The 24,369-nt window shown below is 62.2% G+C and carries 21 protein-coding genes; 7 read left to right on the top strand and 14 right to left on the bottom strand.

What is annotated here, in order from left to right; all coding sequences use genetic code 11:
- Nucleotides 1–136: 136 nt before the first annotated feature.
- Nucleotides 137–1,060 carry a D-alanyl-D-alanine endopeptidase gene (gene pbpG, locus ACO77H_RS11185; RefSeq protein ID WP_169954404.1) on the top strand — a complete coding sequence of 308 codons (924 nt, stop codon included), beginning with the start codon at nucleotides 137–139 and terminating at the stop codon, nucleotides 1,058–1,060.
- Nucleotides 1,061–1,108: 48 nt separating this feature from the next.
- On the opposite strand, the gene ACO77H_RS11180 is transcribed toward pbpG, so the two are convergent.
- Nucleotides 1,109–1,795, bottom strand: coding sequence for a peptidase C39 family protein (locus ACO77H_RS11180; protein ID WP_170058082.1), 687 nt, complete (start codon nucleotides 1,793–1,795; stop codon nucleotides 1,109–1,111).
- Between the two features lie 212 nt (nucleotides 1,796–2,007).
- Between ACO77H_RS11180 and ACO77H_RS11175 the strand changes: the two genes are divergently transcribed.
- Nucleotides 2,008–2,169, top strand: a complete 162-nt coding sequence (locus tag ACO77H_RS11175; protein WP_169954405.1) for a hypothetical protein — start codon at nucleotides 2,008–2,010, stop codon at nucleotides 2,167–2,169.
- A 38-nt stretch (nucleotides 2,170–2,207) separates the two neighbouring features.
- Here the strand turns inward: ACO77H_RS11175 and ACO77H_RS11170 are convergent, their stop codons facing one another.
- Both ACO77H_RS11170 and ACO77H_RS11165 read right to left on the bottom strand, forming a co-directional pair.
- The gene (locus ACO77H_RS11170) at nucleotides 2,208–3,488 is read right to left on the bottom strand and encodes a Zn-dependent hydrolase (RefSeq protein WP_432755455.1); all 1,281 of its coding nucleotides are present in this window, start codon (nucleotides 3,486–3,488) and stop codon (nucleotides 2,208–2,210) included.
- Nucleotides 3,489–3,643: 155 nt separating this feature from the next.
- Nucleotides 3,644–5,131, bottom strand: coding sequence for an NCS1 family nucleobase:cation symporter-1 (locus tag ACO77H_RS11165; RefSeq protein WP_170057930.1), 1,488 nt, complete (start codon nucleotides 5,129–5,131; stop codon nucleotides 3,644–3,646).
- Nucleotides 5,132–5,734: 603 nt separating this feature from the next.
- Here ACO77H_RS11165 and hydA point away from each other — a divergent pair.
- From hydA to preA, 3 genes are all read left to right on the top strand, one after another.
- On the top strand, nucleotides 5,735–7,174 hold the full coding sequence (gene hydA / locus ACO77H_RS11160; protein ID WP_432755454.1) for a dihydropyrimidinase: 1,440 nt from the start codon (nucleotides 5,735–5,737) through the stop codon (nucleotides 7,172–7,174).
- A 148-nt stretch (nucleotides 7,175–7,322) separates the two neighbouring features.
- Complete coding sequence (locus tag ACO77H_RS11155; protein WP_170043143.1) at nucleotides 7,323–8,690, top strand: FAD-dependent oxidoreductase; 1,368 nt, start codon at nucleotides 7,323–7,325, stop codon at nucleotides 8,688–8,690.
- Nucleotides 8,691–9,965, top strand: a complete 1,275-nt coding sequence (gene preA / locus ACO77H_RS11150) for an NAD-dependent dihydropyrimidine dehydrogenase subunit PreA (protein WP_169954410.1) — start codon at nucleotides 8,691–8,693, stop codon at nucleotides 9,963–9,965.
- A gap of 111 nt (nucleotides 9,966–10,076) precedes the next feature.
- On the opposite strand, the gene ACO77H_RS11145 is transcribed toward preA, so the two are convergent.
- Entirely contained in the window at nucleotides 10,077–10,697 is a 621-nt protein-coding gene (locus ACO77H_RS11145) for a TetR/AcrR family transcriptional regulator (RefSeq protein WP_029298440.1), read from the bottom strand.
- A gap of 115 nt (nucleotides 10,698–10,812) precedes the next feature.
- On the opposite strand from ACO77H_RS11145, the gene copC reads away from it, so the two are divergent.
- Together copC and copD are read left to right on the top strand one after the other, a co-directional pair.
- Nucleotides 10,813–11,178 carry a copper homeostasis periplasmic binding protein CopC gene (gene copC / locus ACO77H_RS11140; protein ID WP_169954411.1) on the top strand — a complete coding sequence of 122 codons (366 nt, stop codon included), beginning with the start codon at nucleotides 10,813–10,815 and terminating at the stop codon, nucleotides 11,176–11,178.
- A gap of 3 nt (nucleotides 11,179–11,181) precedes the next feature.
- Nucleotides 11,182–12,039 carry a copper homeostasis membrane protein CopD gene (gene copD / locus ACO77H_RS11135; protein WP_432755453.1) on the top strand — a complete coding sequence of 286 codons (858 nt, stop codon included), beginning with the start codon at nucleotides 11,182–11,184 and terminating at the stop codon, nucleotides 12,037–12,039.
- A 43-nt stretch (nucleotides 12,040–12,082) separates the two neighbouring features.
- Here copD and ACO77H_RS11130 read toward each other — a convergent pair whose 3' ends face one another.
- From ACO77H_RS11130 to pedF, 10 genes are all read right to left on the bottom strand, one after another.
- Nucleotides 12,083–13,234 carry an HlyD family secretion protein gene (locus tag ACO77H_RS11130; RefSeq protein WP_170043145.1) on the bottom strand — a complete coding sequence of 384 codons (1,152 nt, stop codon included), beginning with the start codon at nucleotides 13,232–13,234 and terminating at the stop codon, nucleotides 12,083–12,085.
- On the bottom strand, nucleotides 13,231–14,892 hold the full coding sequence (locus ACO77H_RS11125) for an MFS transporter (protein WP_432755452.1): 1,662 nt from the start codon (nucleotides 14,890–14,892) through the stop codon (nucleotides 13,231–13,233). Before ACO77H_RS11125 ends, ACO77H_RS11130 begins: the two co-directional genes overlap by 4 nt.
- A 733-nt stretch (nucleotides 14,893–15,625) precedes the next feature.
- Nucleotides 15,626–17,104, bottom strand: coding sequence for a DASS family sodium-coupled anion symporter (locus tag ACO77H_RS11120; RefSeq protein WP_169954415.1), 1,479 nt, complete (start codon nucleotides 17,102–17,104; stop codon nucleotides 15,626–15,628).
- A gap of 124 nt (nucleotides 17,105–17,228) precedes the next feature.
- Nucleotides 17,229–18,620 carry an ATP-binding response regulator gene (locus ACO77H_RS11115; protein WP_169954416.1) on the bottom strand — a complete coding sequence of 464 codons (1,392 nt, stop codon included), beginning with the start codon at nucleotides 18,618–18,620 and terminating at the stop codon, nucleotides 17,229–17,231.
- A complete protein-coding gene (ercA, locus tag ACO77H_RS11110; RefSeq protein WP_169954417.1) occupies nucleotides 18,604–19,767 on the bottom strand; it encodes an alcohol dehydrogenase-like regulatory protein ErcA in 1,164 nt (387 codons plus the stop codon). The genes ACO77H_RS11115 and ercA overlap by 17 nt, the downstream gene beginning before the upstream one ends.
- 103 nt (nucleotides 19,768–19,870) lie before the next feature.
- Nucleotides 19,871–19,942 carry a pyrroloquinoline quinone precursor peptide PqqA gene (gene pqqA, locus ACO77H_RS11105; protein WP_003243383.1) on the bottom strand — a complete coding sequence of 24 codons (72 nt, stop codon included), beginning with the start codon at nucleotides 19,940–19,942 and terminating at the stop codon, nucleotides 19,871–19,873.
- A gap of 701 nt (nucleotides 19,943–20,643) precedes the next feature.
- Entirely contained in the window at nucleotides 20,644–22,164 is a 1,521-nt protein-coding gene (gene exaC / locus ACO77H_RS11100) for an acetaldehyde dehydrogenase ExaC (RefSeq protein WP_169954418.1), read from the bottom strand.
- Nucleotides 22,165–22,191: 27 nt separating this feature from the next.
- Nucleotides 22,192–23,118, bottom strand: coding sequence for a quinoprotein relay system zinc metallohydrolase 1 (locus ACO77H_RS11095; protein ID WP_169954419.1), 927 nt, complete (start codon nucleotides 23,116–23,118; stop codon nucleotides 22,192–22,194).
- A complete protein-coding gene (locus ACO77H_RS11090; protein WP_432755451.1) occupies nucleotides 23,115–23,870 on the bottom strand; it encodes a quinoprotein dehydrogenase-associated SoxYZ-like carrier in 756 nt (251 codons plus the stop codon). Before ACO77H_RS11090 ends, ACO77H_RS11095 begins: the two co-directional genes overlap by 4 nt.
- Before the next feature lie 3 nt (nucleotides 23,871–23,873).
- A complete protein-coding gene (gene pedF / locus ACO77H_RS11085) occupies nucleotides 23,874–24,335 on the bottom strand; it encodes a cytochrome c-550 PedF (RefSeq protein WP_169954421.1) in 462 nt (153 codons plus the stop codon).
- Between the last annotated feature and the right edge of the window lie 34 nt (nucleotides 24,336–24,369).

Below are 24,369 nucleotides of genomic sequence, written 5' to 3'. Positions count from 1 at the left end.
CTTTGTTTTTAAGAGCTTTCGTCTGGCTTTAGAAGAACATTCGACAGTTTCTGGCCCATACTAATAATATGTAACGTCATTTTTCATAAAGCCGGTCGCACCCGGTATTTTTCTATCTTTTAGCGAGTCCATCCGCGTGAATATTCGTCTCTCTCTCGTCAGCCTGTTCTTCGCATTCGCAGGCACTGTCGCCAACGCCAGTGAAACCACCCTGGCCCCACGGGATACCTCGCAGCTGCATATCGCTTCGGGTAGCGCGATGCTGGTGGATTTGCAAACCAACAAGGTGATCTACGCCAGCAACCCCGACGTAGTCGTGCCGATTGCTTCCGTCACCAAATTGATGACCGGCATGGTGGTGCTGGACGCCAAGCAGAACATGGACGAGTACATCTCCATCAACATCAGCGACACCCCGGAAATGAAAGGCGTGTTCTCACGGGTCAAGCTCAACAGCGAGATGCCGCGCAAGGAGATGTTGCTGATCACCCTGATGTCCTCGGAAAACCGTGCCGCTGCCAGCCTGGCCCACCACTATCCGGGCGGTTATGCCGCATTTATTGCCGCGATGAACGCCAAGGCCAAGGCCCTGGGCATGAACAGCACGCGCTATGTCGAGCCCACCGGCCTGTCGATCCATAACGTGTCCACCGCCCGCGACTTGAGCAAGCTGGTGCAAGCCGCGCACAAATACCCGCTGCTCACGCAACTGAGCACCACCAAGGAAAAAACCGTGTCGTTCCGCAAGCCCAGCTACACCCTGGGCTTTTCCAATACCGATCACCTGGTCAACCGGGCCAACTGGGATATCAAGCTGACCAAGACCGGCTTCACCAACCAGGCCGGCCACTGCCTGGTGCTGGTGACGAGCATGGGCAATCGTCCGGTATCGCTGGTGATCCTCGATGCTTTCGGCAAGTTCACGCACTTTGCCGATGCCAGCCGCATCCGCAAGTGGATTGAAACCGGCAAGAGTGGCTCGGTGCCGGACGTGGCCCTGCAATACAAGGCCGACAAGAATCTCAAGGCCCGCCAGACCGGGGTCGCCCAGTCCCATTGATACACGATTGGCAGGTACAAAAAACGGCGCCCTCGGGCGCCGTTTGCTTTATGGCTGCTTCGGTCTTTCGGCCATCACCTTGAGTGCCTGGGCTGCCGCCTGCTCCTGGCCGGCCTGGGCGGTTGCGTTAGCGGCCTGCTGCCACCGCCCCGCATCCAGATTGGCCGGCAACTGGCTTGGGCGCTGGACCAGCACCGCCCACTGCCCGGCGCTGCTCCAGGCGGACTCGAAGTCGCTGAACGCCACCGGGCGTCGCCGGTCCCTTGCGACTCGCAGCAATACCGTACTGTTCTGCTGGTTAAAGCCCACCAGTACCGCATAACGCGGCTCGGCCCAGAGTGTCGAGCCCTCGGTGATGCGCACCATCACCGGATACCCCGCCGCCACCTGCGCCAACAGCGCGGTTAGCTTGGCATCCAGCGGATACACCAGCATCCCGTACTCACGCGCCAGTATCTGCATATTGCGCTCAAGGTCCGCTTCCCCACCCGGCAGGTGCAATGGCTTATCCAGCAAGCCCGGTGTAATCACAATGCCTTGTTGCGACAGCATGCTGGCCAAGGCGGCTGGGCCACCCTGGTAGGTGTCGCCTCGAAAGGCCGGCACACCGTTGAGCTCTACACGTTCGGGCAGTCCGTGGATTTTCGAGGGGGTGGGATGCCCGGCACACGCGGCCAATCCGAGGACGCAGGCAGCCACCAGCGAGGATTTTTTGAGACTCGACCGTAAACGCAACTTCTTCACTCTCTTGATCATCTGCGGGCTGGGGCGTTGATCATAGGGCGCTCTTGGACGCCGGTATAGCCTTGGGCAGCAGTAAAAAGCCCGGGATAGAGCAAACAAGTTGGACGGACACGACCATTGGTCAATAGCACGCAACCGGGAGGCAGCTAGACTGTCCATTGCAAAGACAGTGTGTGCCCTGCACAGGGCAAAAGGAGGCACTCATGAGCCTGACAACCACGATTTTCCTGCTGGTGCTTGGCTGGCTGGCCGTCGCCGGCGCCATGTTGTGGGGGGTATTGCGCGTGACCCGCCGGCATCATCATCCACAGCCCAAGGCCGCGACACGCGCCAAGGCCCATAAGCCTGTCGCCCATCACGCCTGATAAATAATGTAGGAGCCGGCTTGCCGGCTCCTACAGGTTCAGGCCACCCGCTTGTTGGCCACGGCCGCCGACGCCGCCACCATCGCCCGCAGCAATACCGCGCACCCCGCCGCCAGGTCATCCGGCGCCGCGTTTTCGATCTCGTTATGGCTGATCCCGCCCTCACACGGCACGAATATCATCCCCGCCGGCCCCAATTCGGCAACGAAGATCGCGTCGTGCCCGGCACCGCTGACGATATCCATGTTCGACAGGCCCAGGCCATTGGCCGCCTCACGTACAGCATCGACACACCCCTTGTCGAAATACAGCGGTGGAAAATCGGCGGTAGGCACCATTTCGAAGGTCAGGCCGTGCTTGGCGCAGGTGTCGTCGATCACCTGGCGCACCTGGGCAATCATCGAGTCCAGGCGTGCCGGCTCCAGGTGGCGGAAGTCCAGGGTCATGCGCACCTCGCCAGGGATCACATTGCGCGAGCCCGGGTAGGCTTGCAGGCAACCCACGGTGCCACAGGCATGGGGCTGATGGCCGAGGGCTGCTGCGTTTACCGCAGCCACCACTGCCGAAGCACCGACCAGGGCGTCCTTGCGCAGGTGCATCGGCGTCGGCCCAGCGTGGGCCTCGACCCCACGCAGGGTCAGGTCGAACCATTTCTGGCCGAGCGCCCCCAGCACCACGCCGATGGTTTTGCGCTCATCTTCAAGGATCGGGCCTTGCTCGATATGGGCTTCAAAATAAGCCCCTACCTTGTGCCCACTGACCGGTCGGGTGCCCGCATAGCCAATCGCATTCAGCGCATCGCCCACCGTGACGCCCTCGGCATCGGTCTTGGCCAGGGTGTCTGCCAGGGTGAATTTCTCGGCAAACACCCCGGAGCCCATCATGCATGGCGGGAAGCGCGAGCCTTCTTCGTTGGTCCACACCACCACCTCCAGCGGCGCCTCGGTTTCGATCTGCAGGTCATTGAGCGTGCGCAACACCTCCACTCCCGCCAATACACCGAAGCAGCCGTCGAACTTGCCGCCAGTCGGCTGGGTGTCGATATGGCTGCCGGTCATCACCGGCGCCAGCGCCGGGTTGCGCCCAGGGCGACGAGCAAAGATATTGCCCACACCATCGACGGTCACGGTGCAACCCGCATCCTCGCACCATTGCACAAACAGATCGCGGGCCTGGCGATCCAGGTCGGTCAGGGCCAGTCGACACACACCGCCCTTGGGGGTAGCGCCAAGCTTGGCAAGGTCCATCAACGACTGCCACAGGCGGTCGCGGTTGACATGCTGATGGGTGGATTGCAGAACGTCGATGGCAGCGTTCATGGTGATCTCCTCAGGCAGTATTTCTTATGATTGACGCGGTCCAACTGTGGGAGCGGGCTTGCTCGCGAAGGCGGTGTATCAGTCAATATATCCATCACTGACCCACCGCCTTCGCGAGCAAGCCCGCTCCCACAGTTGATTGCATTCCACATCGCTTACAGGGATGTCTTGGCAGCGACCGGGCTGGTTTTGCGCTTGCTGCACAGGCCGTAATACAACACCCCGCCCAGCGCCGAACCGGTGAACCAGCCATAGCTGTAGAACCAACTGAATGCATCGCTACCCAGCGACAGCAAGGTCAGCACCACCGGCACACCAAAGGCGATAAACCCCGCCACATTCCACGCCGGGTACACGTCATCGCGGTACAACCCCGCCAGGTCCAGCTGCTGGCGGCGGATCAGGAAATAGTCCACCACCATGATCCCGGCAATCGGCCCCAACAGGCTCGAATAACCCAGCAGCCAGTTGGAATACACGGTTTCCAGGCTGACATCGGACACGATCAGGCCGAGTTTTTTCAGCAGTTCATGGGCCATCAACGCCAGCCCCACCAGGCCGGTAAGCACCACGGCGGTGGTGCGGTTGATCAGCTTGGGCGCGATGTTCTGGAAGTCATTGGTGGGCGAGACAATATTCGCCGCCGTGTTGGTCGACAGCGTGGCAATGATGATCAACGCCATCGCCACCGCCACCCACACCGGGCTCTGGATGTGGCCGATCAGGGTCACCGGGTCGGAGACGCTGACCCCCACCAACTTCACCGAGGCGGCGGTCATGATCACGCCCAATGCGGCGAACAGGAACATGGTCAGCGGCAGGCCAAAAATCTGCCCCAGGATCTGGTCCTTCTGGCTTTTGGCATAGCGGCTGAAGTCGGGAATATTCAACGACAACGTGGCCCAGAACCCGACCATCGCCGTCAGCCCGGCCATGAAGTAACCCGTCAGGCTCGCGCCTTCGGGCCGCTTGGGCGGAATCGCCATGAGTTCGCTGAGCGACACATTGGGCAACGCCCACACCAGCAGGCCGATACCTACCGCCACCAGCAGCGGCGCCGACAGGGTTTCCAGCCATTTGATCGACTCGGCGCCACGCAGCACCACCCACAGGTTCAGCACCCAGAAGATCATGAAGCCGATCACCTCGCCGGTGCCGCCCAGGCTCTTCCAGCCCTCGAAAATCGAGCCGAGGAACAAGTGGATCGCCAGCCCGCCGAACATCGTCTGGATACCGAACCAGCCACACGCCACCAGCGCACGGATCAGGCACGGCACATTGGAACCAAGGATGCCGAAGGATGAGCGCAACAGCACCGGGAACGGAATGCCGTACTTGGTCCCGGGAAAAGCGTTGAGCGTCAGGGGGATAAGCACCACGATATTGGCCAGCAGGATCGCCATCAGCGCCTCGCCCACCGACAAACCGAAGTACGCGGTAAGCACCCCACCCAGGGTGTAGGTCGGTACGCAGATCGACATGCCGACCCACAGCGCCGTGATGTGCCACTTGTTCCAGGTTCGTTCGTGCACCTTGGTCGGTGCCATGTCGTGGTTGTAGCGGGGGCTGTCGAGGACGTCGCTGCCGGCGTCGAGTTCATACAGGCCGTCGCGTTCTATGACTTGCGATCTGTTCTGTTGCATGGCCGCTCCACGGTTTTTTTTTAAAATTATTGTTGCTCATCCGGCGCTCAACGCTGGATGGCCGTAGTCCCGCATGGACAACATGACATCACGGACCCGGCCAACCGCCAGCGCACTCAATTACCGTGCCGCAAGCCGTCACCCCATCCGTACCGCTTATATAACTGGCTGATGTTTATCAGCTTTATTTTATTTACCGAAAAGTCCCACGGCACTTTCAACGTTACTCAGGCCAAATAACGCAGAAGTTGTCCGAACAATCAGGACTCAATCTGGTGCAACACAATTATTTTTATTACTACCCGCCGTCAAGAGGCAACTCTCAAGCGTCTGATTTGCAATAGGAAATGTTGCTCATATTGGGAACCTGTCAAGCGCGTCAAAATGGTGAATGGACGCTACATTTTGGTGATTTGAGATTTTTATCTATATATTTCAACAACTTAATCTGGATATATGTTTATAAAAAATAATCTTGATCATTCGAAAAACTCGGGCTAGTTTCTATTCCTGTCACAACTGACAAGAATAAATCTTGCACGGTGTGCAGCACTACAACACTTAGAACTGGCATAAGCCGGTCAAGCCTCTGAGGAACTCGGCATGTCTCTGTTGATCCGTGGCGCTACCGTTGTTACCCATGATGAAAGTTATAAAGCCGATGTCTTGTGCGCAGACGGTCTAATCCGCGCTATTGGCACTGATCTGGATATTCCCGCCGGCACCGAGATACTCGATGGCAGCGGCCAATACCTGATGCCCGGCGGTATCGACCCCCATACCCATATGCAACTGCCCTTCATGGGCACCGTGGCCAGCGAGGACTTTTTCAGCGGTACGGCAGCGGGCCTGGCGGGCGGGACCACGTCGATTATCGATTTTGTGATTCCCAACCCACAGCAGTCGTTGCTGGAAGCCTTTCACCAGTGGCGTGGCTGGGCCCAGAAGTCGGCGGCCGACTACGGGTTTCATGTGGCGATCACCTGGTGGAGCGAACAGGTGCGCGAGGAAATGGCCGAGCTGGTGAGCCATCACGGCATCAACAGCTTCAAGCACTTCATGGCCTACAAGAACGCGATCATGGCCGCCGACGACACCCTGGTCGCCAGCTTCGAGCGCTGCCTGGAACTGGGCGCGGTGCCCACCGTGCATGCGGAGAACGGCGAACTGGTGTATCACCTGCAACGCAAGCTGATGGCACAGGGCATCACCGGGCCCGAGGCCCATCCGCTGTCGCGCCCCTCACAAGTGGAAGGCGAAGCCGCCAGCCGCGCGATCCGCATTGCCGAAACCATCGGCACGCCGCTGTACCTGGTACACGTCTCGACCCAGGAAGCCCTCGACGAAATCACCTACGCCCGCGCCAAGGGCCAGGCGGTCTATGGCGAAGTCCTGGCCGGGCACCTGCTGCTGGACGACAGCGTGTACCAGCACCCCGACTGGCAGACCGCTGCGGGCTACGTGATGAGCCCGCCCTTCCGCCCACGCGGGCACCAAGACGCGCTGTGGCGCGGCCTGCAATCGGGCAACCTGCACACCACCGCCACCGACCACTGCTGCTTCTGCGCCGAACAAAAGGCCGCCGGGCGTGACGATTTCAGCAAGATTCCCAATGGTACCGCCGGCATCGAGGACCGTATGGCGCTGCTGTGGGACGAAGGGGTCAACACCGGGCGCCTGTCGATGCAGGAGTTCGTCGCGCTGACCTCCACCAACACGGCGAAGATCTTCAATCTCTACCCGCGCAAAGGTGCGATCCGGGTCGGCGCCGATGCCGACCTGGTGCTGTGGGATCCCCAGGGCTCGCGAACCATCTCGGCCAAGACCCACCATCAGCAGGTGGACTTCAACATCTTTGAAGGCAAGACCGTACGCGGCGTGCCCAGCCACACCATCAGCCAGGGCAAGCTGGTCTGGGTCGACGGCGACCTGCGCGCCGAGCGCGGCGCCGGGCGCTATGTCGAGCGGCCGGCGTATCCGGCGGTGTTCGAGCAGTTGCGCAAGCGTGCGGAGCATTCCAAGCCAGCCGCGGTGAAACGCTGACATCGCCGATCGCAGGCAAGCCAGCTCCCACACTTGATCGGGTTCACACAGTTCAAATGTGGGAGCGGGCTTGCCCGCGATGAGGCCAGTGCAAACAACAAAAAAATCAATGCCCGCCAGAGGCAAAAAAAACCGTGAGGACACTACCGTGATCCAGACCCTGAACCACCTCCCCCACCCCGACGAAGACAAGGCGACCCTCGCCAGCCATTTCACCGACCTGGCACCGCCCCTCAACGCTCGCCAGGCGCACCTGGAAGCCTCGCGCTGCCTGTATTGCTACGACGCACCGTGCGTCAACGCGTGCCCCAGCGAGATCGACATTCCGTCCTTCATCCGCAACATCCACACCGACAACGTCCAGGGCGCAGCGCAAAAGATTCTCTCGGCCAACATCCTCGGTGGCAGCTGTGCCCGGGTGTGCCCGACCGAAATCCTCTGCCAGCAGGCCTGTGTGCGCAACCACAGCGAAGAATGCGCCCCGGTGCTGATCGGCCTGTTGCAACGCTATGCCATCGACCACGCGCACTTCGAGCAACACCCGTTCCAGCGCGCCGCCCCTACCGGCAAGCGCATCGCGGTGGTCGGCGCCGGGCCGGCAGGTTTGTCCTGCGCCCATCGCAGTGCCTTGCATGGGCATGACGTGGTGATTTTCGAAGCCCGGGAAAAGGCCGGTGGCCTCAACGAATACGGGATCGCCAAATACAAACTGGTGGATGACTTCGCCCAGAAGGAGCTGGATTTCCTCCTGCAGATCGGCGGCATCGAAATCCGCCACGGTCAGCGCCTGGGTGACAACCTGAGCCTGAGCGACCTGCACCAGCAATTCGACGCGGTGTTCCTCGGCCTGGGCCTGGCCGCCAGCAAACACCTGGGCCTGCCCCATGAGGACGCCCCCGGCCTGCTCGCCGCCACCGATTACATCCGCGAACTGCGCCAGGCCGACGACCTCAGCCAACTGCCCCTGGCCGACCGCTGCATCGTGCTGGGTGCCGGCAACACCGCCATCGACATGGCCGTGCAAATGGCCCGCCTGGGCGCGCGCGATGTCAACCTGGTCTACCGCCGTGGGCTTGCCGACATGGGCGCCACCGGCCATGAGCAAGATATCGCCAAGGCCAATCAGGTGCGCCTGCTGACCTGGGCCCAACCCGACACGGTGCTGCTGGACGACCAGGGCCAGGTACGCGGCATGCGCTTTGCCCGCACGCGCCTGGAAAACGGCCGCCTGCACCCCACCGGCGAAACTTTCGAGCTGGCGGCAGATGCGATCTTCAAGGCCATCGGCCAAGGCTTCGACGACCAGGCCTTGCACGACCCACTGGCCCAGCAACTGCAACGCCAGGGCGAACGGATCTTTGTCGATGCGCAGCTGCAAACCAGCATCCCCGGCGTGTATGCCGGTGGCGATTGCGTCAGCCTCGGGCAAGACCTCACCGTCCAGGCCGTGCAACACGGCAAGCTGGCCGCCGAGGCCATGCACGCTCAACTCATGCTCAATGTGGAGGCTGCGTAAATGGCCGATCTATCGATTGTGTTCGCCGGTATCAAAGCCCCCAACCCGTTCTGGCTGGCCTCCGCACCACCCACCGACAAAGCCTACAATGTGGTGCGCGCCTTCGAGGCCGGCTGGGGGGGTGTGGTCTGGAAGACCCTGGGCGAAGACCCGGCGGCGGTCAACGTCTCGTCCCGTTATTCGGCGCACTTTGGCGCCAACCGTGAAGTGTTGGGTATCAACAATATCGAGCTGATTACCGACCGCTCCCTGGAGATCAACCTGCGGGAAATCACCCAGGTGAAAAAGGACTGGCCGGACCGCGCGCTGATCGTGTCGCTGATGGTGCCGTGCGTCGAAGAGTCATGGAAAAACATCCTGCCGCTGGTGGAGGCCACCGGTTGCGACGGCATCGAGCTGAACTTCGGTTGCCCCCACGGCATGCCGGAACGAGGCATGGGCGCGGCCGTGGGCCAAGTGCCGGAGTATGTGGAGCAGGTGACACGCTGGTGCAAGACCTACTGTTCGCTGCCGGTGATCGTCAAGCTCACGCCCAACATCACCGATATTCGCGTGGCCGCCCGTGCTGCGTATCGCGGGGGCGCCGATGCGGTGTCGCTGATCAACACCATCAACTCCATCACCAGTGTCGATCTGGAGCGCATGGTCGCCCTGCCGATCGTCGGCACCCAGAGTACCCACGGCGGCTACTGCGGCTCGGCGGTCAAGCCGATTGCCTTGAACATGGTCGCTGAAATTGCCCGTGACCCCCAGACCCAGGGCTTGCCGATCTGCGGGATCGGCGGCATCGGCAACTGGCGCGATGCCGCAGAGTTCATTGCCCTGGGCTGCGGCGCGGTGCAGGTATGCACGGCGGCGATGCTGCATGGCTTTCGCATTGTCGACGAGATGAAGGATGGCTTGTCGCGGTGGATGGACAGCCAGGGCTACAACAGCCTGCAGGATTTCTCCGGGCGCGCCGTGGGCAACACCACGGACTGGAAATACCTGGACATCAACTACCAGGTCATCGCCAAAATTGACCAGGCCGCCTGCATTGGCTGCGGGCGTTGCCATATTGCCTGTGAAGACACCTCGCACCAGGCCATTGCCAGCCTCAAGCAGGCCGATGGGACCCACGTGTACCAAGTGATCGACGACGAATGCGTGGGCTGCAACCTATGCCAGATCACCTGCCCGGTGGCGGACTGCATCGAGATGGTGCCGATGGATACCGGCAAGCCGTTTTTGAATTGGACGCAGGACCCACGCAACCCCTACCGAGAGGCGGTGTAGCCTTTTAAATCGCTATGGCAGGCAAGCCAGCTCCCACATTTGATCGAGTTCACACAATCAAAATGTGGGAGCTGGCTTGCCTGCGATAAGGCCCTCAACCGCACCACAAACTCAGGGCTCCAAGCCAATCCCCCGCAAAATCACGCTGGTCACCGTCTGCACCGCCCGTTCGAACTGCATATCCGACAACGCCTGATGGTCGTTGAGGATCATCACCTGATGATCAAAGTCGGCATAGTGCTGGGTCGAGGCCCAGATCATATATAGCAGGCTCGACGGCTCCACCGCGAGGATGCGTTTGTCTTCCACCCACTGGCGGATTTTCGCTTCCTTCATCTTGGCCCAGTCGTACAGACTTGCATCCAACGCTTCACCGAGGGTCGGCGCACCGTGGATGATTTCATTGGCCCAGACTTTGGAGCCATAGGGGCGACTGCGCGAATGCTGCATCTTCGCCCGGATGTAGCTGCTGAGGACCACCCTCGGGTCATCGAACATCTCGAAACACAGGGCGTCCTGCTTCCACACTTCCAGCAGGTCGAACAGCACCGCGCTGTACAACTCGCTCTTGGTGCTGAAGTAGTAATGCAGGTTGGAGCGCGGCAGTTGCGCCTGTTCGGCAATGTCGGCCATGGCGGTGCTGCCGTAGCCCTTTTCGGCGAAGACCTTCTCAGCCGCCAGCAGAATTTTTTCGACGTTGACCCGACGGATACCGATCTTGTGATTGCCCATAGGGGCTCCCTGACAACGACATGTCTTGAAGACTACCATCCGCTCTAGATCGGGGCGACAGCCCGAGTGGAAACTTCGTACACTGCCCACTCCTCCCATTGATAGGTAGTGCACGATGTTGATCAAGAAAACCCTGACCACGGTGACCTTGCTGGCCTCGCTGCTGGGCGCTTCGGCGGCTTTTGCCCATGCCCACCTGAAAAACACCACGCCGGCGGCCGACAGCACCGTCGCCGCGCCCGCCGACCTGCGCCTGGTGTTCTCTGAAGGTGTCGAAGCCACGTTCACCAAGGTTTCCCTGAGCAAGGACGGCACCGAAGTGGCGGTCAAAGGCCTGGAAACCCCGGACGCCGACAAGAAAACCCTGGTGGTGACCCCTGCCGCGCCCTTGGCTGCCGGCACTTACAAGGTGGAGTGGCATGCGGTCTCGGTCGATACCCACAAGAGCGAAGGCAGCTACAGCTTCAAGGTCGGCCAATAACCCATGGCAACCCTGCTGGTGCTGTGCCGTTTCCTGCACTTTCTGGCGGTGCTGCTGATGTTCGGGGCTTGTGTGTTCCGGCCCGTGCTCCTGGGCAACAAACCCCAGCCGGCACTGGATCGGCAATTGGCGCGCATCACCACGCTACTGGCCTGGCTGGCCCTGGGCAGCGGCGTGGCGTGGTTGCTATTGATCAGTGCCAGCATGGCTGGCAGCGAACTATTGGCGCTGGACCTGGCCACCGTGCAATTGGTGCTGGGCAAGACCTTCTTCGGCCAGGTCTGGAGCGCGCACCTGCTGCTCAATGGCTTGTTGGTGCTGGGCTTGCTGACGCCCTGGAGCCGCCTGCGCCTGCCACTGACGGTGCTGCTTTTGGCAACACTGGCCCCGGTGGGCCACGGCGCCATGCTCAGTGGCCTGAACGGCCAATTGCTGATCCTCAATCAGGTGGTACACCTGCTCTGCGTCGGGGCCTGGCTCGGTGGGTTGCTGCTGTTGGTGTTGATCCTGCGCCAAGCGCAGCGCACCGACCTGGAAGAGGTCCTGCGGCGCTTCAGTGGTGTCGGTTACGGGCTGGTAGCGGGTTTGCTGGTCAGCGGGCTGATCAATGTCCGCGTGCTTACCGGGCAATTGTGGCCTACCCCGCTGTTCAGCGGGTTTGCCTTGATCCTGTTGATCAAGGTGCTGCTGGTGGCGGGCATGCTGGGCCTGGCATTGCTCAACCGGCTACGGATCAAGGGTTGCCAGCAACGTCCGGGCCAATTGCAGGCCAGCGTGTTGCTGGAATGGCTGCTGGGCGCGGCGGCCGTGGCGGCCGTTTCGCTGTTGGGCACCCTGCCACCGATGCTCACGGCCCCATAAACAAAACCTCTGCAGGAGCCGGCAAGTCGGCTCCTGCCAGGGGTCAGGGCGGGCTGTTCTTCAAGCGCCCCGCCGTGTCGATACTGACCACCACCGACAACCCCGGCCGCAAGCGTTCGCTCTGCTCCTGATCCGGGTCCACCGTGATCCGCACCGGCACCCGCTGCGCGATCTTGACGAAGTTGCCGGTGGCGTTATCGGCCTGCAACAGGCTGAACTCGGCTCCCGTGGCCGGCGAGATACGCTGCACCGTGCCGTGGAACTTGCGGTGGTTCAGGGCATCGACGGTGAACGTCACCGGCTGGCCCACCTGCACGTTGTCCATCTGGGTTTCTTTCATATTGGCGATCACCCACAGCTGGTTCGGCACCAGCGCCATCAACTGCGCGCCGGAGTTGACGTAGGCCCCCAGGCGCACGCCGATCTGCCCCAACTGGCCGTCCCTGGGTGCGAGCACACGGGTGTTCGACAGGTCGATCCGCGCCAACTCCACGGCGGCCTCGGCGCTGGCGACGGCGGCTTCCAGCGAGCCGCGATTGACGATCACCGTCTGCAGATCCTGGCGGGCGATTTCCAGGCTGGCCTGGGCCTGGGCCACGGCGGCGATGGTCTGCGCGTTGGCGGCGCGGGTCACGTCCAGTTCGCGGCGCGATACCGAGCCGTCGCTGATCAGTTCTTCGTTGCGGCGCAGGTCGGCGGTGCTTTTGCGCGCCTGGGCCTGGCTGTCGGCCAGGGCCGCCTGGCGCAACTTGATGGTCGCCTCGGCGCTGTTGCGCTGTTGCACCACGTTGGCCAGGGACGCCTGCTGTACCGCCAGTTGCGCCTGGGCCTGGTCCAGGCGCTGCTTGTAGATGCGATCGTCGAGGCGCACCAGCAGATCCCCGGCCTTGACGTACTGGAAATCCTGCACCGGCACCTCGAACACATAACCGCTCAATTGCGGGCCGATGATCGTTACCTGGCCGCGCACCAGGGCGTTCTCGGTGGTTTCGACGGCACTGCTGAAAGGCGGCAATTGCCAGGCGTACAACACGATCAACACGCCGACGATCGCAATCGCGGCAAAGCCCAGGGACGAGATGACACGCACCCCCAACGAACGCTGTTCGGTGACCGTGGCACCGGGCGGCGTGGTGCCCTCCGGGGTGGAAGCAATGGCATTGGTGGTCGTGGTGGTAGCCGTAGGTTCGCTCATGAAGGAAGTGCGCCGCTAGGTTGAACGGAAGGCGCTGCGCTGGCGGCAGCTTTCTTGGTGGTGCTCATCAGCCACAGGCTGCGGGTAAAAATCCACAACATGGTGAGGATCGCGATGATCGCAATCAGCATGAACACGTCGTTATAGGCCATGACATTGGCTTCACGGGTGGCCGCCGTGGCCAGGCTGCGAATGCCCATCAGGTTGCGCAGTTCCGGGTCGGCAATCACCGAGCCATAGACCGAGCCACCGCTCTGCACCCGGGCAGCTACGCGAGGGTCCAACAATGTCAGGTGTTCGACAATCATGCTGGAGTGGAACTTCTCCCGCACGATCTGGAACGTGCCGAGCAACGCCGCCCCCATCAGCCCGCCAAGGTTCTGGCAAATACCGAACAACACCGAGAAACTCACGAGGTTGCGCGGGTTGGTCAGCACATTGCGCATGCCCAGCACCATGGTCGGGCCGAGGAAGAAGGTACCGCCAAACCCCAGCAAAAACTGGCTCAGGTACATGTTGTGCGGGCGAGTCAGGTTGCTGGAGAAGCTGTCCATCACCGAACCTGTGGCCATCAGGGCCAGGGATATCACCAGCGGCATCAGCAGGTGTGCCGAGTTGATGGTCAACGCGCTGATCACCAGGCCACTGATCGCCCCCAGCAGCATCACCAGGTACAAGGTGCGCATCTGCTCGCTGCTCATGTTCAGCGCCTGCAAAAAGCCGACGGCGCCGGTGGACTGCTCGGACAGCACCATGCGGATCAGGATCACCGCCAGGGCCAGGCGAATCATCACCCCGCCGCCCAGCCAGCGGGTCATCAGCAACGGGTTGGCGCGGTTATGTTCGATGGCCAGGCCGGCCATGATCAGCACCAGTGAACAGGCAGAAGCGACGCCAATCCACGGTGCTTCCAGCCACCAGTCGATACGCCCCAGGGACAGTACCGCGCAGAGCAACGCCACCCCCGAGGCGAGCAAGGCGAAGGTCAGGAAGTCGAGCTTTTCAAAGGTCTTGAAGCGGTCGCCCGGTGGCAACTTGAGCAGGAATACACAGCCCAGGCAGGTCAGCGCCATGCCCAGTTCAAACAGGTAGAGGCCGCGCCACTCGGCAATTTGCAGCAAGTCCTCGGAAAACAGCCGTGCCATCGGCAGGGCCAGTTGCGCGGTGCCCAGGCCCAAGACCAGGGCCTTGAGCCGCCACTTTGCGGGAAACGCCTGGACCATGTAGTACAAACCCAGGGAACTGAGGGCCGCACCCACCATGCCGTGGGCCGCACGCACGGCAATCGCCGAGCTGAGATCATTGACGAACAGATGGCCAAAGGTGACCAGGGCGTAGAGCACCAGGAACACTTCGGTAAACGCGCGCAAGCCGAACTGCTGGCGGAACTTCACCAGCAGCAGGTTCATCGACACGTTGGTCATCACATAGGCCGCGGGCAGCCAGGCCATTTCGGCGGTGGTCGCGCCCAATGCCCCTTGCAGATACGGCAGGTTGGCGATCACCAGTGCATTGCCCAGGCCGCCGGTGATTGCTACCAGCACGCCAACCAGGGCAAAGGCCCAGCGTTTGAGCGTGGGGTGATGGGGCGTCGACGGCGACCCCGGCAAGCTCGGACGCTCGTGGGGTTGCCAGGTATGCGGGGTGTATTTATCCATTCGTGACCTTGATGACCGACGCACGAGGCCGGTAAAACCATGACTCAGAGCGTAGTAGACCTGAGCGGGGTTCATCTTGTCATCTTTGTGGGAGCTGGCTTGCCAGCTCCCACATTTGATTTGCGATGTGACGCAACTTATATGCCCAGCCCAGCCCCCCTGTGGGAGCGGGCTTGCCCGCGATAGCGGCGGTTCAGGCGATATTTCCAGTGGCTGACACACCGCCATCGCAGGCAAGCCAGCTCCCACATTCGATTTGCGATGTGACACAAACTATATGCCCAGCCCAGCCCTCCTGTGGGAGCGGGCTTGCCCGCGATAGCGGCAGTTCAGGCGCTATTTCCAGTGGCTGACACACCGCCATCGCAGGCAAGCCAGCTCCCACATTTGATTTGCGATGTGGCACAAACTATATGCCCAGCCCAGCCCCCCCCGTGGGAGCGGGCTTGCCCGCGATAGCGGCGGTTCAGGCGCTATTTCCAGTGGCTGACACACCGCCATCGCAGGCAAGCCAGCTCCCACATTTGATTTGCGATGTGGCACAAACTATATGCCCAGCCCAGCCCCCCCGTGGGAGCGGGCTTGCCCGCGATAGCGGCGGTTCAGGCGCTATTTCCAGTGGCTGACACACCGCCATCGCAGGCAAGCCAGCTCCCACATTTGATTTGCGATGTGGCACAAACTATATGCCCAACCCAGCCCCCCCTTTGGGAGCGGGCTCACACTGGGGCTTTTAGATCCAGCCCAGCCAGCTCCAATAGGTGGCGGCAAACACCAGCATCAACAGGTAGCCAATCAAGGTCACCAACAAGCCCACCTTGGCAAACTGCCTCGCGGTAAAGGTGCCGGTGCCCAGGCACACCATGTTCTGCGGGGCGTTGATCGGCAGGATAAAGCCATAGCTGACCACAAACCCGAGCAACATGGTCATGCCCAGCCGGCTGAAGTCCCCCGGCAGGGTTTGCAGCACCGCGATCAGGATCGGCAGCAAGGCCGAGGTCAACGCAGTGGCGCTGGCAAAGCCCAGGTGGATCACAATCAGGAATGCCCCAAGGATCGCAAACACCCCCAGTGGACCCAGTTGATCCAGGCCGGTATGCCCCACCACCTGCGCGCCCAGCCATTGCCCGGCCTGGGTGGTCAACAGCGCCGTACCGAGGCTGATGCCCACGCCAAACACAATCACCGTGCCCCAGGGGATGCGCGACTGCACGTCTTTCCAGGTCATCACCCCAATCCCCGGCAGCAGCAGGAACACCAGGCCGGCGTAGGTGGTGGAGGTGGTATCGAAGCTGTGCAGGCGCCCTTCCGTGGCCCAGGCCAGCAGCAGCAATAGCGAGACCGTCAGCAGGCGCTTCTGCGGCCCGGTCATCGGGCCGATATCGGCCAGAGATTGCGCCACGGCCTCCTTGCCACCGGGGATGCTGTTGGTTTCCGGAGGCAGCAACTTGAGCACCAGCAACAGCAATACCGCCGACATGATCAACGCCCACGGGGCCCCGGCGATCAGCCAGTCGATCCACGACACGCGCTGGCCGAGCATCTTGTCCATAAAGCCCACGGTCAACAGGTTCTGCGCCGCCGCGGTCTGGATCCCGACGTTCCAGATGCTGGTGCCCTGGGCGACGACGATCATGATCCCGGCGGCGATATTGGAGCGTTTGTCCACGCCAAACGCGGCGATCACCCCCATCATGATCGGCACTACGCAAGCACTGCGCGCCGTGGCGCTGGGCACTACCAGGCTGAGCAGGATGGTCACCGCAATCGCCCCCACCAGAATCCCGCGGGTGCTGGTGCCAACCCGGGTCAGGGTGACCAGGGCGATACGCCGGTCGAGGCCTGTGTGGGTCATGGCGGCGGCGATAAACAACGCACCGGCCACCAGGGCCAGGGCCGGGTTGGCAAACCCGGTAAGCGCCATGCTGATGGCGGGGCTGGAACCGATCAGGTGCGTCGGGTCCTGCAGGGACGGCGCGGTGCCCAGCAGAAAGGCCATCAACGAGGTGATCATGATCGCACTGGCTTCATAGGACACCGCCTCGGTGATCCACACCACCACGGCAAAGGCCAGGATCGCCAACATCCGGTGGCCGGCTACCGGCAAGTCGGCGGGCAACGGCAACAACAGCACGCCGATCATCACCAGCACGGCGATCACCAGGCCCATGGGCAGCTTGAAAGAAACAGCAGGTGTTGCGGGGGCACTCATGGAAATCTCCGTCGGCCATGACAATCAAGGCCTGCAGCATGAGGCAAAGCGTCGCGGCGGGTTTTGACAGGTATCAAGGCACACGCGATTTAAGCCTGTGGGAGCAGCTTGCCTGCTCCCACATTCAGGCCGTCGTGTCAGGCGCGGCACCCAGTAGCTGGCTCAACACCGCCCGCAGCTTGCCCGGCTTCACCGGTTTATTGAGCAACGGCGCCTCCAGGCGCTGCAACGAACGCCGGCACTGGTCCGTGCGGTCGGCCGTGATGATCACCGCAGGGATCCTGCGGTCGAAATGCTCGCGCAACTGCTTGACCACCTCGCAGCCGACCACACCATGATCGAGGTGGTAATCGGCCAGGATCAGCTCCGGCGCCCTACCCTGCAACGCCACCAACGCGCCCGCCTGATCAGTGGCGGTCACCACTTCGCAGCCCCACTGCCCAAGCAACGCGCGCATGCTCTCCAGGATGCTGGTTTCGTTATCCAGCACCAGCAGGCGCCGCCCCGGCAATGGGTTGCCGGCGCCGGCCTGGGGTGGCGCGAGGCTGATGGGCAGCGGTATTTCCTCGGACAGCGGCACCTCGATACTGAACATCGAGCCGCGCCCCGGCCATGAGCGCACCCTCACCTGGCAGCCGAGGATCTTCGCGATACGCTCGACAATCGCCAGGCCCAGGCCTACGCCCTTGCGATCCGCCGCCCGGCCGACGTCCAGTTGGTTGAACTCGAGGAAAATCGACTCCAGGCTGTCGGCGGCAATCCCACGGCCGGTGTCCCACACCTCCAGGCGCAGGCGATCACCGCGCCGCCGCGCCCCCAGCAGGATGCAACCCTGCTCGGTATAGCGGCAGGCATTGCTGAGGAAATTGCGCAGGATGCGTGTCAACAGGCGCAAGTCGGTGCGCAGCGCATAGCGGCCCATGTGCACACGCAGGTTCAACCCGGCCGCCGCCGCCACCGACTGGAACTCCGAAACCAGCGGCGCCAGCAGTTCGTCGAGGCGATACAGGGCAATGTCCGGCTTGACCGCCGCCTGGTCGAGGCGGGAAATATCCAGCAAGTCCGCCAGCAGGTCTTCCGCCCCTTCCAGCGCCTGGTGCGTACGCTCCACCAGGACTTTTTCCACGCTGGGCAGCTCTCGCTCGCGCAAGGTGGAGATCAACAAGCGCGCGGCATTGAGCGGCTGCAACAGGTCGTGGCTGGCGGCGGCGAGGTATTTGTCCTTGCTGCGGTTGGCGGCCTGGGCAGCGTCGCGGGCGTCGCGCAGGTCCTGTTCGATGCGCTCGCGCCGGGCGATCTGCTGTTGCAGGTTGTGGTTGGCGTCGAGCAGTTCATCGGTGCGTGCCGCGACCCTTTGCTCCAGCTCATCGTTAAGGCGGATATAGCGTTTGCGCTCGGCCTCCAGCTCATCCAACCGCGCCGTCAGCTCGGGGTAGTGGCTCTTGCGTGCCGAATGATCACCCAGCCCCAGCAGCCCGGCCAGGGCCCGCTGTTGATCGTCAGAGAGCTTCGCCATAGACGACCTCGACGTCACGCTGGCTCGACTCGCGCGGGTTGGTCAGGATGCACGGGTCGTGCATGGCGTGTTGCGACAAGAACGGAATATCCGCCACCCGCACCCCGTGCAGGCCCAGGGTTTCATGGAAGCCAATGGCATGCTTGAGCGCAATCAGGTGCTCCACCAACCGCCCGCAGATCTGCCGGTGGTTGAGCCCCCGGCAGTCGATGCCAAAAGTCTCGGCAATCACCTTGAAACGCTCCGGCGCCGAGTTGTAGTTGAACGCCACCACATGCTCGACCAGCACCGCGTTGCACAGGCCATGGGGCAAATCGAGAAAACCGCCCAGGCTGTGGGACATGGCATGCACCGCACCCAGGATCGCATTGGAAAACGCCAGGCCCGCCTGCATGCTGCCGAGCATGATTTTCTCGCGCAGGGCGATATCGCTGGGGTTGGCGATCATCTGCACCAGGTTGCCATTGATCAGGCGCATAGCCTCCAGCGCATGGGGGTCGGTCAGCGGGCCGTGGCCGGTGGACACAAAGGCCTCGATGGCATGCACCAGCGCGTCGATCCCGGTACAGGCCGAGAGAAACGGGTCCATGCTGGCGGTGGTTTCCGGATCGATCAGCGACACATCCGGCACCACCGCCTTGCTGACGATGGAAAATTTCATGCGTTCCTGCTGATTGGAAATGATCACGAACTGCGACACGTCGGCGGAGGTGCCGGCGGTGGTCGGGATCAGGATCAGCGGCGGGCTGGGCACGCGGATGGTGTCCACCCCTTCGAACTCAAGGATGCTGCGCCCATGGGCAACCACAATGCCAATGGCCTTGCCGCAATCCATCGGGCTGCCGCCGCCGACGGCGACGATCACATCGCAATGGTGCTCGCGGTAGACCTCGGCGCCCTGCATCACTTCTTCGACACGCGGGTTGGGTGACACGGCGGTGTACAGGCAGTACTCAATACCCAGGGCCTGCAGGCTGGCCTCCACATCTGCGACCCAACCGGCAGCCACTACGCCGGGGTCGCTGACCACCAGGACCTTGCGCGCACCAAAGGTCTTGGCGTAATTGCCGACATTGTGCCGGGAACCGGCGCCGAAGATGATTTCTGGGGAAACGAATTTACGCAGTTGGCTGAGACTCTGGCTCATTGGTAAGCCTGTTTTTATTGTTTTTGGAAGATACGGGCCACACTAACGCATCCGCTGGCGAATGCAATCAGACCAATGGGTGGCCCACATCCCCGTTGAAATTTCAGCGATTGGCGAAATACATCGTCACTTCAAAGCCGATACGCAGGTCGGTGTAGGCGGGTTTGGTCCACATGGGGCGTTCCTCTTGTTATGCCGGGAAAGTCCGGTACAGGCATTAATGCATGGGTGGGCTGGCGGGCGAATGCTACTTTCGAACGAGCCGGTCGCAGACGTTAGTCTCGGATGGACATCGATCAAACTGGGGAGTTGGCTTGCCTGCGATGGCCATGGGTAACTACATATCTCTTTCGTGGCTCTTAGGTTTGTGTACATATCCGTTGCTGCGGTCACGGCCACTTAGGGTTCCGCCCTTACGGCGGGTCACTTTTGGAAAAGAGCCCCAAAAGTAACCAAAAGGGCTCCTGCCCCACCACTCGGTGCCTCGCCTAGGCTCGGCATGCCCGCAGTCAGGCATTGCTCCGTGGGCCCGCCGCGATCGGCCATCCATGGCCGTGTCGCGGCTACCCCGGCATCCATGCCGGGGTGCCCACTGCGCAATACCTGCCTGCGGCCAGCGTGGTTTAACGGGGCGCCTGAGATCAAGATCAAAAGCCAGATCAAAAGCAGAGCAACAGCAAAGCCAGAGCGCGAAGCTGCATTCCCCTGTAGGAGCTGGCTTGCCTGCGATGGCGGTGTATCAGCCAATACATTTATCGACTGATACACCGCTATCGCAGCGATCCGACAAGCCAGCTCCCACACTTGATTGCATTTCAAGCAGGGAGGCTGATGTCTGCCCATCAAAGGGTGGAAGCTGGCAGTTCAATCAGGCGATCAGAAGAACCCCAACGGGTTGATGTCATAGCTCACCAGCAGGTTCTTGGTCTGCTGGTAATGGTCGAGCATCATCTTGTGGTTCTCACGCCCCACCCCGGACTTCTTGTAGCCGCCAAACGCGGCGTGCGCCGGGTACAGGTGGTAGCAGTTGGTCCACACGCGCCCGGCCTTGATCGCCCGGCCCATGCGGTAGGCGCGGTTGATGTCGCGGGTCCACAGCCCGGCACCGAGGCCAAATTCGCTGTCGTTGGCAATCGCCAGGGCTTCGGCTTCGTCCTTGAAGGTGGTCACGCCCACCACCGGGCCGAAGATTTCTTCCTGGAACACGCGCATTTTATTGTGGCCCTTGAGCAGGGTCGGCTGGATGTAATAGCCGCTGGACAGGTCGCCCTCCAGGTGTTCGGCGGCGCCACCGGCCAGTAGTTCGGCGCCCTCTTCCTGGGCAATGGTCAGGTACGAGAGGATCTTGTCGTACTGCTGCTCGGACGCCTGGGCGCCGACCATGGTTTCGGTGTCCAGCGGGTTGCCGCGCTTGATCTTGACGATCTTCTTCATGACCTCGGCCATGAACGGCTCGTAGATCGACTCCTGCACCAGCGCCCGCGACGGGCAGGTGCAGACCTCGCCCTGGTTGAAGAACGCCAGCACCAGGCCCTCGGCGGCTTTCTCGATAAAGGCCGGTTCCGCCTGCATGATGTCTTCAAAGAAGATATTGGGCGACTTGCCGCCCAGCTCGACGGTAGACGGAATAATGTTCTCGGCCGCCGCATGCATGATGTGCGCGCCCACCGGGGTGGAGCCGGTAAAGGCGATCTTGGCGATGCGCTTGCTGGTGGCCAGGGCCTCGCCGGCTTCGCGGCCAAAACCCTGGACGATGTTCAGCACGCCGGCCGGCAACAGGTCGGCGATCAGCTCGGCAAACACCATGATCGACAGCGGCGTCTGCTCGGCCGGCTTGAGCACGATGCAGTTGCCGGCGGCCAGGGCCGGGGCGAGTTTCCAGGCGGCCATCAACAACGGGAAGTTCCACGGGATGATCTGCCCGACCACACCCAGGGGTTCGTGGAAGTGATAAGCGGTGGTCAGTTCGTTGATCTCGGCAGCGCCGCCCTCCTGGGCGCGGATGCAGCCAGCGAAATAACGGAAGTGGTCGGCGGCCAATGGCACGTCGGCATTCAGGGTCTCGCGCACGGCCTTGCCGTTGTCCCAGGTCTCGGTCACGGCCAACACTTCCAGGTGCTGCTCGATACGGTCGGCAATTTTCAGCAGCACCAGGGAACGATCCTGGGCCGAAGTCTTGCCCCAGGCATCGGCGGCGGCATGCGCGGCGTCCAGCGCCTTGTCGATATCGGCGGCGCTGGAGCGCGGGAACTGGGCAATCACTTCACCGGTGACCGGCGAGGTGTTGGTGAAGTATTCACCGTTGACCGGGGCCACAAACTCGCCACCGATAAAGTTGCCGTAGCGCGGCTTGAAGGTGACGATGGCGCCGGGGGTGCCAGGTTGTGCGTAGATCATGATGAGGCCTCTTTCGGGGGGATGTTGTTATTGATCTATCCGTTGCATCTGGGCGCGTTCATAGCGCGGATACAGGTGGCTGACACTGCGGATCAGTTCGTAGCGGCTCAGGCTGATGGCCGCAAAACGTTCGGGGATGGGGCTGCGGATCATCTCGCCCATGGCACTGCCGTTGGCGGCACCGGTAGCCATGAGCTGGTCGAGCCAGCCCAGGTAGTCACGCATTTGTGCAAAGGGCTGGGCGTCGCTGGCCACGGGGCCGTGGCCGGGCACGATGAGCTTGCAGGGCAGGCCTTGCAGGGTGGCGATATCCGCCAGCCATACTGCAAGGCCGGGGGTATTGGGGGTGGTCAGGGCGCGCTGGTAAAACACCAGGTCGCCGGCAAACAGCACGCCGCTGGTCTCGTCGAAAATCGCCAGGTCGGCGCCTGTATGGCCGCTCAGGCTCAGCAGGCGCAAGGAGTGCCCGCCAAAGGTCTGCACGCCGGGGCTCAGCGTCTGGCTGGGCAGCAGCACTTCAGTGCCACGCATCCAGTCGCCGACCATGCGGTACATATTTTCCGCCATGCCATCGCCCTGCTCGCGCAGCAGCGTGGTGGTGCCTGCCAGCGCGCCGATGGGCACATCCTTGAACGCCTGGTTGCCCAGTACATGGTCGGGGTGGTGATGGGTCAGCAAGACCTGGATCACCGGTTTGTCGGTGACCGTGGCAATTGCCTGGCGCATCGCCTCGCCGTAGCGCCGGGACGGCCCGGTGTCGATAACCACTACCCCGGCCTGGGTCACGATAAAGGCGGTATTGACGATATTGCCGCCGTTGGCCCTGGCGAAATTGTCGGTGCTGCCTTCCAGCAGCCAGGTGTCGGCAGCGATCTGCCGGGGGTTGAGGGCGTAGTCGAGGTCGGCCAGCGCGGGCAGGCTCAGGCCGAACAACAGCAGCCATAGCCACTTCATGGGATGGCTCCGGAAAATTCGCTGCCGCTGGTGTCGCGCAACAGTAGGCGCACCGGCCCCGCTCCTTGCAGGTCAAACGCCAGGTCGGGGTTCTCGCTGACCGCCGCGAACAGCTCCAGGCGCGCCAACACCCGGTCCTGGGCGTCGCGCAGCTCGGCGTGGTTGATGTAGAACTCAGGGATGCCGCTGACCATGCCATTGTCCATCGGGTGCGCCACTTGCAGGCGCAGCCGGCTGAAATCCGCGCGGGGGTAGCGACCGCCCAACACTTCTCCCAGGTGCTCTTCCCAACCCGGCTGGCTGCGCACCACGCTGGGCGCGGTGCAGCCACCGCCGGCGGCGTCGATCAGGGTCGAGCCCACATGCCACAGGCCATCTTTGGTCAACACGGCCGCGCGCAACGGCGTGGCCTGTTCGATGCGGATACGAATCGCCAGCCAGGGCAGCACGCCCTCGCCCGGCTGGAAGTCGACGATTTTCGGCAGTGGATTGAGTTCGGCCCAGGCGATGATCTTCACTACCTCGCCCTTGAAGGCGCGGGCATCGATTTCCAGCGGCACCTGCCGCGCATCTTCGGCAAAGGGCGGCGCCAGCAGTTGGACCCGCTCATCAAAGACAAACGACGCATTGCCGAGCAACTGCTGGTGGAAATAGCTCCACATCACCGATGGCACCGGGTCTTTGCCGGGGTCCATCCCGTAGGCGGCCACTGGCAACCAACAAGCCAACAGCCAACGTGCGCGCCAGCCCATGGCTTACTCCTCGACGTGCACGCTATCAAGATAAGTGCGTACCGCCCATAAGGCTTCCTGGCTCAGGTAGTCGGCCATTTTCGGCATGTACACCCGGCCATCGCGCACGGCACCGTGGCGCACCCGTTCGACGAACCACTCGTCCCCGGCATCGCCCTCGTCAAGCATGCGCAGGTCCGGCGCGATCCCGCCGGACTTGGCTTCCAGGCCATGGCACGCGGCGCAGTTCTGGTTATAGGCCGAGGCGCCGACTTCCACGGCCTTGTCATGTTCCGGCGACTGGCGATATGGGTTCACCGCCGCCCAGCCGTCCGCATCCAGCGTCACGCCGGCATCCTTGACCGGCGTCAGTCCCTTGGTTTCCACGGCAGTGGGTGTGACGTTGCCATGGGCCCAGGCGGAGCCTGCGCCGATCACCCCGGCCAACAGGCCGGCAACCAGCAAGGCGTTGCGTTTTGTTGTCATTATTGTCCCCTCAGGATTGCACGCAAAACCTCTC

This window comes from Pseudomonas sp. WMBT8, from assembly GCF_050916005.1.
Classification (GTDB): domain Bacteria; phylum Pseudomonadota; class Gammaproteobacteria; order Pseudomonadales; family Pseudomonadaceae; genus Aquipseudomonas.
Note: the sequence above shows the minus strand (reverse complement) of the source record. Positions and strands in the feature narration are given on the sequence as shown.